Source organism: Vallitalea okinawensis, from assembly GCF_002964605.1.
GTDB classification, from domain to species: Bacteria; Bacillota; Clostridia; order Lachnospirales; family PQDH01; genus Vallitalea_A; species Vallitalea_A okinawensis.
On sequence record NZ_PQDH01000004.1, the window covers coordinates 129,952 to 142,161 of the forward strand.

General features: G+C 35.4%; 14 protein-coding genes and 1 riboswitch. All 14 genes read left to right on the forward strand.

The features are described 5' to 3' along the window. Window positions 1-60 precede the first annotated feature (60 nt). The 14 genes from C1Y58_RS13565 (at window position 61) to dhaL (ending at window position 12,205) form a co-directional block, all read left to right on the forward strand. Entirely contained in the window at window positions 61-975 is a 915-nt protein-coding gene (locus tag C1Y58_RS13565; RefSeq protein WP_105616600.1) for a metallophosphoesterase, read from the forward strand. 233 nt (window positions 976-1,208) lie between these two features. Further along, window positions 1,209-1,327: riboswitch (molybdenum cofactor riboswitch) on the forward strand. Window positions 1,328-1,439: 112 nt separating this feature from the next. Further along, window positions 1,440-1,964 carry an FMN-binding protein gene (locus C1Y58_RS13570; RefSeq protein ID WP_105616601.1) on the forward strand — a complete coding sequence of 175 codons (525 nt, stop codon included), beginning with the start codon at window positions 1,440-1,442 and terminating at the stop codon, window positions 1,962-1,964. A gap of 1 nt (window position 1,965) precedes the next feature. Then, window positions 1,966-3,075, forward strand: a complete 1,110-nt coding sequence (locus C1Y58_RS13575) for a molybdopterin-dependent oxidoreductase (RefSeq protein ID WP_105616602.1) — start codon at window positions 1,966-1,968, stop codon at window positions 3,073-3,075. A 15-nt stretch (window positions 3,076-3,090) separates the two neighbouring features. After that, complete coding sequence (locus tag C1Y58_RS13580; RefSeq protein WP_105616603.1) at window positions 3,091-3,642, forward strand: ECF transporter S component; 552 nt, start codon at window positions 3,091-3,093, stop codon at window positions 3,640-3,642. Between the two features lie 9 nt (window positions 3,643-3,651). After that, window positions 3,652-5,076, forward strand: coding sequence for an alkaline phosphatase family protein (locus tag C1Y58_RS13585; RefSeq protein WP_105616604.1), 1,425 nt, complete (start codon window positions 3,652-3,654; stop codon window positions 5,074-5,076). Then, on the forward strand, window positions 5,066-5,581 hold the full coding sequence (locus tag C1Y58_RS13590) for a molybdopterin-dependent oxidoreductase (protein WP_105616605.1): 516 nt from the start codon (window positions 5,066-5,068) through the stop codon (window positions 5,579-5,581). Before C1Y58_RS13585 ends, C1Y58_RS13590 begins: the two co-directional genes overlap by 11 nt. Then, window positions 5,578-6,249 carry an energy-coupling factor ABC transporter ATP-binding protein gene (locus tag C1Y58_RS13595; protein ID WP_157950096.1) on the forward strand — a complete coding sequence of 224 codons (672 nt, stop codon included), beginning with the start codon at window positions 5,578-5,580 and terminating at the stop codon, window positions 6,247-6,249. Before C1Y58_RS13590 ends, C1Y58_RS13595 begins: the two co-directional genes overlap by 4 nt. A gap of 13 nt (window positions 6,250-6,262) precedes the next feature. Then, complete coding sequence (locus C1Y58_RS13600; protein ID WP_157950097.1) at window positions 6,263-6,937, forward strand: energy-coupling factor ABC transporter ATP-binding protein; 675 nt, start codon at window positions 6,263-6,265, stop codon at window positions 6,935-6,937. Next, window positions 6,912-7,658 (forward strand): energy-coupling factor transporter transmembrane component T family protein, encoded by a 747-nt coding sequence (locus C1Y58_RS13605; RefSeq protein WP_105616608.1) that lies wholly within the window; start codon window positions 6,912-6,914, stop codon window positions 7,656-7,658. The genes C1Y58_RS13600 and C1Y58_RS13605 overlap by 26 nt, the downstream gene beginning before the upstream one ends. Window position 7,659: 1 nt before the next feature. Continuing rightward, window positions 7,660-8,421: a molybdopterin-guanine dinucleotide biosynthesis protein B gene (gene mobB / locus C1Y58_RS13610; protein WP_105616609.1), complete on the forward strand. Its 762-nt coding sequence runs from the start codon at window positions 7,660-7,662 to the stop codon at window positions 8,419-8,421. Next, complete coding sequence (locus C1Y58_RS13615) at window positions 8,418-9,080, forward strand: BUD32 family EKC/KEOPS complex subunit (RefSeq protein ID WP_105616610.1); 663 nt, start codon at window positions 8,418-8,420, stop codon at window positions 9,078-9,080. The genes mobB and C1Y58_RS13615 overlap by 4 nt, the downstream gene beginning before the upstream one ends. A gap of 278 nt (window positions 9,081-9,358) precedes the next feature. Beyond that, entirely contained in the window at window positions 9,359-10,444 is a 1,086-nt protein-coding gene (locus C1Y58_RS13620; protein WP_105616611.1) for a glycerol dehydrogenase, read from the forward strand. Window positions 10,445-10,505: 61 nt separating this feature from the next. After that, entirely contained in the window at window positions 10,506-11,501 is a 996-nt protein-coding gene (dhaK, locus tag C1Y58_RS27140) for a dihydroxyacetone kinase subunit DhaK (RefSeq protein WP_170311594.1), read from the forward strand. A 59-nt stretch (window positions 11,502-11,560) separates the two neighbouring features. Further along, on the forward strand, window positions 11,561-12,205 hold the full coding sequence (dhaL, locus tag C1Y58_RS27145; protein ID WP_170311595.1) for a dihydroxyacetone kinase subunit DhaL: 645 nt from the start codon (window positions 11,561-11,563) through the stop codon (window positions 12,203-12,205). The last annotated feature ends 5 nt before the right edge of the window (window positions 12,206-12,210 follow it).

Here is a 12,210-nt window from a genome sequence, read left to right on the forward strand (position 1 = left end):
TTTCTTTTTTATATTTAGAATAGATCATTTATTTTTTGCTACTTAAAGAAGGTTTTAATGATGTATTCAGAAAAAAGATTATCAAAAATTTTTGAAAGGGCAGAACAAATTCCCTTTGATGATGGCTCCCGAATTGTTCTTATGAGTGATTGTCATAGAGGGGATGGTAGTTGGGCAGATGATTTTTCTAAGAATCAAAACCTTTTCTTTGCTGCACTAACCCAGTATTATCATAAAGATTATCTGTATATTGAACTTGGGGACGGGGACGAACTTTGGGAGAATAAAAAATTTGAGACCATTATTCAAACCCATAGCAATGCCTTTTGGTTACTATCAAAGTTTTATAATGAAGGGCGATTGTATTTTATTTATGGGAATCATGATATTGTGAAGAGAGATTATAACTTTGTGCAAAGAAATTTGAGTCAATATTTTGATGAACGTGATAGACGATACAAATCTCTATTTACAGATATGCAAATTCATGAAGGATTAGTATTAATCCATCGCATTACAGGAGATAAAATTTTCCTTGTTCATGGACACCAGGTTGACTTTTTAAATGATACATTATGGCGATTAGCAAGATTTTTAGTAAGGTATTTATGGAAGCCTCTTGAGTTATTTGGGGTTAACGATCCCACACGTGCGGCAAAAAATTATACTAAAAAAGAGGCCGTTGGTAAAAAACTCACTCAATGGGTGAAGAAAGAAAATCAGATACTGATAGCAGGCCATACCCATCTCCCCGTATTTCCGGAGGTTGGAGAAGTTCCTTATTTTAATGATGGCAGTTGCGTTCATCCCAGGTGTATAACAGCCATTGAAATTGTAAATGGCAGTATCATGTTGGTTAAATGGCATGTTAAAACCACGAAGGAAGGTATAATGTATATCGGTAAAGATGTATTGGCTGGTCCAAGAAGATTAAAGGACTATTTTGACACCACATTAATATCAGAAACAGGATAGCGAAAAACGGAGGGACTCGACGTTCCTCCTTACTTGTTGTATAGTTAATCCTATGACTTTATGCACCTATTGTTAATATAGGTTTTTTTAGATACAGAAAATTCTATTAAATACAAGATTCAAATATGTTTCTTTTTATGTTATAATTTAACATATAATACTTCAACGAAAAAAACATATGAAAGCATTAGTCAAGAGAGGGGGATAAATAAATATTAAATAGTTCAAAAACTGAATCTTGTTATTTCCGAGCATATGAATCTAAACGATTGATCGCATGATAGTATGCCGATGGGTAATATGAGAAATTATATTGCCTCCCGTATTTGGAAAGGAAATATGCCATGAGTATCAATTGACTCATGATATATTTGTGCGCAGATAGCTATCTTTCCGTAGCTATTTTTTATTTAAAACTATTATTGACAGAATTTAAGAAAAATTCATGCATTGGAGGTTGATAAATGAAAAAGTGGACGTTACATTTAAGACTACTAGCTCTTTTATGCAGTCTCACAATAGTTGTTGCAAGTTGTACAAGTGAAGACTCATTACAAGAGCAGTTGATTAAGAAATACGAAGGATATGTAATAGAAAAGATTAAAGTGGATAGTGAAAATGCTGTTCAGCAAGCCTATATCATTAATAATCAACAATTAGAAGAATATATTTGCTTTGTAGTAGAAGAAAAAGGTTATGAAGATATGATACAAGCATTGGTGGTAATTGACACACAAAAGGAAATTATTACTGAAATAGAAATATTGGACGAAAAGGAGTCCATAGGTTATGGAGAATACGTTACTGAGTCTTGGTTTTTAAATCGTTTTCAAGGTATAGCAACTAAGGAGACTATAGAAGTTGTCAAAATGAAAGCTGAAAATCCCAATGAGATTGTAGCTATTACAGGTGCTACGATTACTAGTAAAGGAGTAGTAAAGGCAGTTAATGATTGTTTAGTATATTATGAGGAAATGAAAGGGGATTAAAATGAGATTTCAAAGGATATGGATAATCAGTTTATTAGCCATCTTAATGGTTCTAACCAGCTGTCAAGCACAAAAAGAAGAAAAAAATAGTCAGGCTACACTTCAAGTACAAGAGGCAGGGAATCAGACAGTTAAAATTACTGGTTTGTCACAGGGGGATGTCCTGATATCTATAACTGATATAAAAGAGAGAGAAGCCAAAGATATGACTATAGAATCCATTAGATCCAGTGGAGAAATTAAGAAAAATTCTATTAAAGGTATTTTGCTTCAAGATCTTTTAAAGGATTATGATAGTTGTGAAGAAGACTTCAGTGCCATACAATTAGTAGCCGGTGACGGTTATTCCATGGTTGTTCCTCTTGAAATAATAAAGAAAAGGGATATTGTTTTAGCATACGAAGTAGATGGTGAACCTCTCGAGGATAAAGCACAGCCATTAATGACAGCTATTCCTGATGAGAGATCCATGTATTGGGTAAAGAATTTGGTTGAAATCAATCTGATGAGAGAAGAGGGACAATCTTTAGCTAGACTGATTATAATTGATACAGCAAAAGATCATTTAGAGGCTGTTGACTATACTTACTATGATGCTGTTGATAAGGCTATTGCTGTTGAAGAATTATTTACATATTATGATATTGATACTGCTGGCAAAAAGGCTTCCATTAAAGCAAAGGATGGTCTAGAAAAAGAGGAAACTATTGAAGTGCTTAAGACTGGCTATTTCAAGATAACAGGTAAAGACACGCCGCTTTTCTTATCACCAGAATTACCTAAGGGAATGCACATCAAAGAGATTCTAACGATGAGTTATCAAAGTGATGCTTTTATATCATTATCCAGTGCTATGGAGATTTATGAAAAAGTCAAAATTGAGGATTATGATGCCATAGAGTTAGCTCCTATCTTAAAAGAGTTAGGTGTGATGGGGGAGGGCAACTATGTGTGTACAGGTTTTGACGGTTATAATTGTGTTTTGACTGCTGAACAACTTAACAACAGTTATATTTATGAGCGAGAAGATGCAGGATATATTCTGACATATATGGATGGAGAAAAATGGAGTAAGGTCAAAGGTATAGAAACCATAGAACTTGAAAAGTGATAGCAGGTGAATTTTATGAGACAAAAGCTAAGGTACTTTACCGTTTTTGAAATGATGCTAATTGCATTAATGGCTAGTTTAGGGATTGCAACCAAGAGTATCATTGTTCCTCTCATCCATATGATTACTGGACCTTTATATATACCAGGTGGATCTTTAGCTGGAGGCTTCTATATGATGTGGCTGATATTAGGAGCAGGATTCATTAATAAGAAGGGAACGGCTACATTAATCGCTCTAGTCCAAGGGGTTATGGTGATGGTTATGGGGTTCTATGGTTCACATGGTGCTTTAAGCATTATTAGCTATACATTGCCAGGAATAATGATAGATATTTTCTTACTATTATTTAAAGGACAATGTCGTTCTTTAGGTGCTTGTTTTTTTGCTTGCATCTTAGCTAATATAACAGGTACTTTTATGAGTAATCTATTATTTTTTAGACTACCCATCATCCCATTATTATTTTCGATAAGTTTAGCGGCTTTTTCTGGCGGGATAGGAGGCTATATAGCATATTTTCTCATCAATAGATTTCGAGCTTATGAGATTATAGAAAGCGAGTAGGTGGTTCTTATGAAAAAGTACTGGTTAATATGGATCCTAATCTTGATTGGTTTGACTATGTTCTTATGGAGTCAGAGTAAGTCATTCATACCTACAATCAAAATTATAGGTGATGTGGAGAATGTTTTGACCTTAGGAACTAATGAGTCAGAGCCTCATATAAAAAATAATAAATATTTTCGCCTTGAAGAAGTCTTAGATGCAGCGCAACCACGTAATGAGGAGTATAGCTTTATTGTTGTAGGTCATGATGGTGTCATGGTTCAATTAAAGGGAACTACAAAGGAGGATTGTGTTCTACAATTTGAGAAAGAAGAGGGATGGGTACTTATTGCAGAGAACTATCCTCCTAGTTCTAAGATAAAAGATGTGAAGGAAATAGTCGTTATAGCTGAAGGAAATCTAGGGGATCAAGGTTTTACTATTTTTTCTCAGAGTACTAATTTAGGTCATATTACACCTGGACAACTTTATTTGCAGTCTTCTTATCGGCTGAATGATATTCAAGGAAACCCTACTCAAATCGTCGATGATAAAGCGTATAATCTAATTGCCATAAAGGAGAGGAAACTGCTTCCGATTTCTTCATTAATTGAAGCAGGTCAGCAACAAGTGTTATTCGGTGCCGATGGAACATGTATACCTATTAAAGGTGGATACTTGGAATTATATGAGAACCAAATTAATTATTATGAGCCAGATGAAAGGTTATACATTTCAGATGTTAAAGGGATGGTATCAGATAATTCAATGGGATCGATTATGGACCTATACTATGATACCCTTCATTATCTAGAAAATAATCAACAGGTATTAATACTTTTTTTGGATGGCTTAAGTTATAAACAGTTCAAGCTATCAACCTTTAAAGACTATCAGGTAAATCCAGTGTTATCGGTCTATCAACCGGTAACAAATGCTGGTTTCGCTGCAATGATTACAGGTAAATCGCCTAAAGAAAACGGTGTTTTAAATCGTGAGTATAGAGAGTTGCGTGTAGGTAGTATCTTTCAAAAAGCTAAGGATTTAGATAAAGAAACCTACCTGGTGGAAGGGGATATTAAAATACTTAACACAGAAGTAGACCCCCTCCTACATATTGATACGAATAAAAATGGTACCATTGATGATGAAATCTATGAAAAGACTTTAGCTTTGATAGAAGAGGAACCAGATTTATTAATGGCTCATTTTCATAGCATAGACGATTTTGGTCATTCTTATGGTCCAATGCATAATAAGACTATGGAGCAAATAGAAGCTATTAATGGTTATGTAACTGAGCTCATTGCTAACTGGGAGGGGTTTGTTATTATCACATCTGACCACGGCATGCATCAAGAAAAAATAGGAGGCAATCATGGAACAGCTCGTTATGAAGACATGGTTGTTCCCTATATAGTGACTAAAGGAGGTAAATACAATGAAGAATAAAGTGGTTGGTATAATCATGGGTATCATTATTGTATGTGTTGTTATATTTGGAATTCTCAACGCTAGAAATTTAGAAGCTCGAAAAGCTATGCAAAATGATGCTGAACTGAATATAAAAACCAATGGAGAGATTGTTAAGACATACAATTTACAAGCACTCAATGAATTAGGCATGGAAGACTTTCAAGCAAATCTTAAAAAGAATGGACAAGAGCCTGTCACATACACCTATACAGGTGTTTTACTTAAAACAGTACTTGAAGATGCTAAGGTGGACTTAAGTCAGGCAAAGGCTGTAGTGGCAACTGCTGTTGATGGATACTCTAGTGCCATAGCACTTGATAAAGTATTGGAAGAAAACAATGTCTATATAGCTGTTAAACGAGAAGGTGAAGCTATTGGTAATAAGGAAGACGGTGGCGATGGACCTTATCAGATTATAATTAGTAAAGATCCATTCAGTCAATATTGGTGTAAATGGGCTATAGAGGTGGATGTTCAATGACCCCGCTTTTAGAGTTAAAAGAGATTAACTTCCGATACAGTAATCAACGATTGCAGTTAATACAAGACTTAAATTTAGAGTTATATCAAGGAGAGATCATAGCCCTAACCGGACATAGTGGCTGTGGGAAAAGTACTCTTTGCCATATTGCATGTGGGGTTATCCCTAAATTGATACACAAGCCTTTTGATGGACATGTTTATCTAATGGGTGTAGAGATGGAGAAACTAACTTTAGCTGAGATATCTAAGCGTATGGGAGTTGTCTTTCAGAATCCAGACTATCAGATTTTCTCTTCGACAGTAGAAGACGAACTAGCTTTTGGTATGGAGAATCACTGTATTAGTAGAGAAGAGATGAGAGATAAAATCAAGGAAATAAGTGATTTAATTGGTCTGGCGGACTTGCTTAAAGACAACCCTAATCAGTTATCTGGCGGACAAAAACAGTTGGTAGTATTAGGCTCCATCCTTTGCATGGATCCTGATATACTTATACTGGATGAAGCATTTAGTCAGCTGAGCCTTGGAATCAAAAAGCAAATGCTTACTGTATTAATCGAATTGAAGAAAAGAGGGAAAGGCATTTTAATGATTGACCATCAACTGGAAGACTTACATATTGGTGACCGCCTGCTCCGTATGCAGGAAGGACGGCTAATTGTTTAAAGGGAGAAGAGGTATGGAAGGAAAGATATGCTTAAACAACGTATCCTTTCAATATGAGAAGAAGAAGAGCATTCTTCATCACATCAATCTTTCACTCAACCAAGGGGAAGTTACTTTCCTTAGGGGAGAAAACGGGTGTGGTAAGACTACCCTAAGTAAGTTATTGATAGGGATACTAAAACCTACAGAAGGCATCGTTAGCCTTAATGGACAGGATATAAGCCAATTATCTTTACATGAAATTGGTAAAAGTCTAGGTTATTTATTTCAGAATCCAGAGAAGCAACTTTTCGCCTTGACTGTTGAAGAAGAACTAGTTTTTTTATCAACCTTACAGAGAGGTGGTCAACAAGAGGTGAAGAATCGGGCTGATAGTCTTTTAAAGCAATTTGATCTTCACGATAAGTGTAATCAGTTGATACATACCCTAAGCTACGGTGAAAAACAACGGCTAGCCTTAGCAGCGATCTTAATGAATAATCCTCAGTATATTATTTTGGATGAACCAACAACAGGATTGGATATTAAAAGGAAAAAGCAACTGATGAGAATCATAAAGGATCTTAACAATCAGGGGACAGGTTTTCTTATCATTACTCACGATGAAGAATTTTCAAAAGAGCTAGGGGAAAGGTTCCTGAACATTAAGAAAGGACGGGTTTATGATAATGAGAATGCATACTATTGATCCTCGCACTAAACTCATCCTAGTTATTACTTTTTCTACCTCTGCTGTTTTGGTTAATGGCCTTATATGGTTAGTAGCTTTACTGCTACTTGTTATACTTACGTCTTTATGTATGGGAGGAAAGTTAAAGCCCCTAATAGTTAAATTAAAAAAGCTTTATATATTACTTATTGGAATAATCATTATACAAAGCATCTTTACAAGAGGTGGAAACCCCGTACTTCAAGTTGGTAACCTAAACTTAATAACAGATATAGGGATATGGCGTGGTGTTAATTATCTACTCCGTATAACCATCGTCATATTGTCTGTCTCCATTTTGATGACCTCTAGTGAGAGGAGATTATTGCAAGGATTAATTCAACTAGGGCTACCCTATGAATTAGCTTATATGGTATCCATAGCTATTCGATTTCTGCCTTTACTGAAAGAAGAAATGCAAGATAGTTTAAACGCAATTATGTTAAGGGGCGTGAATCCTAAAGCCATGTCCATGTCAAACAAATTGAAGCTCTATCAGTATGTATTAACGCCCATTATTTTAGGGGCTTTGAATAAGTCAAAACAGTTAGCTATTTCTATGGAGAGTAGGGGATTTAGAGCTTATCACCAGCGGACAAGTTTAATAGAATTAAGGTTTCGATGGTTAGATTATGTATTATGTTTGGTGGCAGTAGGAATTTTAGGTTTATATTTAACTATTCGTGTTGTGGGAGGTTAAAATGAAGGTTATATCAGTATACGGTTACTCTGGAACAGGGAAGACCACCACCATTGAAAATATTATAAAGGAATTGAAAAGAAGGCGATACAAGGTAGCTTCGGTTAAAGAGATACATTTTGAAGGATTCACGATAGATCAAGAAGGGACCAATACTTATCGACATAAAGAAGCTGGCTCAGAACTGGTTACAGCTAGAGGATATACTGAAACGGATATATTGTACCAAGAAAAGCTATCCATTCAGGAGATATTGAATCTATATAAACTTTACGATTATGTGATTATGGAAGGTGTTACAGATTGTAATTGTCCCAAAATTTTAACTGCCAAAACTGAAGCGGATATAACTACTCGGATTGATGGTCATGTATTTATAATCTCTGGTAGGATAGCTAATGAGAAATCCACGTATAAAGAATTGCCTGTTATGAACAGTTTGGATAATATTGAGGAGTTAGTCGATCGAATAGAAGATTATGCTATAGAGCCATTACCGGATTTTAGTGAAACCTGTTGTGGGTTATGCGGTACCAACTGTAAAGAACATTTGAAGCGAGTGCTTCAAGGAAAAGCTCTATTGTCTCAATGTAAAATCAAAGATGATAATACAATACGTTTAACAGTAGGTAATAAAGAGCTGGATCTTGTTCCCTTTGTACAAAATATTCTCAGAAATGCTGTCATGGGAATAGTAAGTGAGTTAGATGGGTTTTGTGAAGGCAGTGATATTCATATCGAATTGAAGGGTAAATCAATATGATGACTCCCATTGAAAGGATTGAAAAATATAAGAGTAAGAAAAATCACGTCTATGCTGTAGAATTCTCATCTAATGGGGAGAAGAAAAGGGCGGTGCTCAAAGACTTTAATTCCATAGAGAGTAAGCAACAAGAAATCTTCTATTTACAGCTTCTTCGTGATCATAATATTAAGGTACCTAAGATTCTTGACCAGCATGACCAAATGATCCTACTGGAGTATTTAGCAGGAGAATTATTATTGGAACGAATTATCAATCTAGAAGAAAGACAAATTGATCCCGAATTACCAATGGTTAAGGAGGTATTTAACCAGTTACTTTCTTGGTTAGGTCAATTCTATAGAATTACAGAGAATGTCTTAGAAAAGAAAATGATCTTTGGAGATGTCAACTTTAGAAACTTTATTATAAATGATCATCTATATGGTTTTGATTTTGAAGATTGCAGAGAAGGATCACCAGAAGAAGATGGAGGAGCAATCTGCGCACATCTTCTAACCTACTATCCTGAATATACATCATGGAAGCAAAAGGCTTGTGGGGTTTTACAGAGTATCATGATTGAAGACTTTCACTACGAAAAGAACAGATTAGAAAAAGCAACAAATTATTATCTTGATATAATCAAAGAGCGACGTTCTATCTTCAAGAAGAAATAGTATAAATCACTTTATAGCATACGACTCAAGAGACTATAATTTCTTAGGGGATATAACTACTTTTATGCTAATGAAATCGTAATATTATGTACATTCAAGACATAATATTACGATTTTTTTATTACAAAAATACATAATAAATCTATAAAAAAGTACATGATCTTGGAAAGTTAATTGGATGTAAAATATTTTAGTTTCAATTATACTTAATGCAGTTAAAGTTATAGTCATAGTAATTACAAAGATATGGGATGCAGTTCCCAGGAAGAGGAGAAGATATGAGGAAAATACTAATTTCACCATCAAAGTATGTACAAGAAAATGGAGCTTTAGAAAATTTAGGAGAATATGTTCTTTCTTTTGGAAAGAAAGCATTACTGGTAGCATCAGAGGAAGATTGTAGTCGTGTACAAGGAACTTTAGATAAAGCCTTAAACAAAAAAGCTTTCCAAATCGTATATGGAGGTTTTGGAGCAGAATGTACAGGAGAAGAAGTTGAACGACTCATTTCTGTATGCAAAGAAAAGCAATGTGAAGTTGCCATTGGTCTTGGCGGGGGTAAAGCTTTAGATACTGCAAAAGCAGTTGCCGATGCATCGGACTTACCAGTTATCACCATACCAACGATAGCATCAACAGATGCCCCCTGTTCTTCATTATCCGTTGTTTATAATGATAAAGGAGAATTTCAAGAATACAGATTTTATAAGAGTAATCCAGATGTGGTTTTAGTAGATACGGCGATTATTGCTAAAGCACCAGTAAGATTTTTAGTTGCTGGAATGGGGGATGCATTATCTACGTATTTTGAAGCAAGAGCTTGCCGGCGTGCATTTGCAAGTAATATTCCAGGTGGAAAAAGTACAAAGCTGGCTATAGCGGCTGCAAAATTGTGTTATGAAACCCTACTAGAAGATTCACTAAAAGCTGTAGCAGCATGTAAGGCCAATGTGGTCACACAAGCATTAGAAAACATTATTGAAGCGAACACATTACTTAGTGGACTAGGATTTGAATCATCAGGACTTGCTGCTGCTCATGCTATTCACAATGGATTGACTGCATTAGAGGAAACACATCATTGTTATCATGGTGAAAAAGTTTCTTTTGGAACGATTGTGCACTTGATCTTAGAAAATGCTCCACAGGAAGAAATTGAAGAAGTATATGCTTATTGTAAGTCTGTCGGTTTACCAACATGTCTAGCTGACTTAGGTGTAAAAGAAGTAACGGATGAAAAAGTACGTGCAGTAGCCAAACTATCAACTGCCCAAAATGAGACGATTCACAACATGCCATTTGAAGTAACTATGGAAGATGTTTATGCAGCGATCTATACTGCTGATAAGTTAGGTAGAAATTAATATTTCATTAGGGTTTAATGATAAGTAGCTATTAATATAGTGAAAAAGGGAGATAAAGAATATGAAAAAGATAATCAATAAGGCAGAAAATATGGTAATTGAGATGTGTGAAGGTATGGTTGCGGCACATCCTAAAAAATTGGCCTTCAATAGAAAATACAAACTGCTGATGAGAAAGAAACTGAATTCCAATAAAGTTAGTTTGATTAGCGGTGGGGGATCTGGGCATGAACCTGCCCATGCGGGATACGTAGGTGAAGGTATGCTAGATGTTGCAGTCTGTGGAGACGTGTTTGCTTCTCCGTCAACTATTCAAGTATATAATGCCATTCTCGAATCAGAATCTAATAAAGGTACGCTATTGGTTATTAAAAATTATTCAGGAGATGTGATGAATTTTGAAGCTGCTGCAGAAATGGCAGAAGAAGACTGTGATATGGAAGTTGCTAAAGTATATGTTAATGATGATATTGCAGTAAAAGATAGCCTGTATACAGTAGGTCGTAGAGGGGTTGCTGGTACTGTTTACGTACATAAATTAGCTGGAGCTGCTGCTGAAGCTGAGAAATCCCTTGAAGAAGTCAAAGCAGTGGCAGAAAAAGTTATTAACAATGTTAGATCTATTGGATTTGCCCTTACTTCATGTACAGTACCTGCAAAAGGGACACCTACATTTGAGATATCAGAAAAAGAAATTGAGTTTGGTGTAGGTATTCATGGGGAACCAGGTGTAGCAAGGCAAGCAATTAAGACAGCAAATGAACTTGCTCAAGATTGTATCTCTTTGCTTCTTAAAGATCTACCTTTTGAAAGTGGAGACGAAGTGGCATTAATGATAAATGGGTTTGGAGCAACACCATTGAAAGAGCTCTATGTATTTAATAATGCAGTAAGTAAATTACTAAATGGATACAATATCAAGATTTATGATACTATGGTTGGCAATTATATGACATCAATAGATATGGCAGGCGCTTCAGTAACCATGTTAAAGCTGGATGATGAATTGAAGGAATTATTAGATGCACCGGTAAATACAATTGCAATTAATCGATAGAAAAGAAGGAATCATAGAGTTCTTCAAAAGTAAATGATAAGACAATAGGAGGTAGTGTGATGATAACAAAAACCAACACTATTACAACAGAAAGTATGATGGGACTTATTGATAAAATGGCTGATATAATTATTGCTAATGAAACATATTTTTGTGAACTTGATTCTGTAGCTGGAGATGGTGATTTTGGCATGTCGGTTGCTAAAGGATTTAAGCAACTTAAAAAAGAGTGGGATGACTTATCAAATGATAATATTGGATCATTCTTAAGAGACACAAGTATGATTATTACTGAATATTGTGGTGGTGCATCTGGACCAATATGGGGATCTGGCTTCAGAGCAGCTGCAAAAGAGGCGAAAGGGAAAAAAGAAGTAAATCTAGATGAATTAGCAAGTATGGTAGAAGCTGCAGTTGAGGGGATACAAAAAAGAGGTAATTCTAAGTTAGGTGATAAAACCTTACTTGATGCATTAATCCCTACAGCAGTAGCTCTTAGAGAATGCGCTGCAAAAAACGTGGAACTAACAGTGGCTATGGAAAAAGGCGCAAAAGCAGCACGAGAAGGTGCTGAAAAAACAAAGAAAATGGTTGCTAAAAGAGGTCGCGCAAGCTATGTAGGTGAGCGTAGCCTTGATTATCCAGATGCAGGTGCAATGGCACTTGGAGTCATTTTTACAGAAATGATGGAGTCAATTAAATAACTATT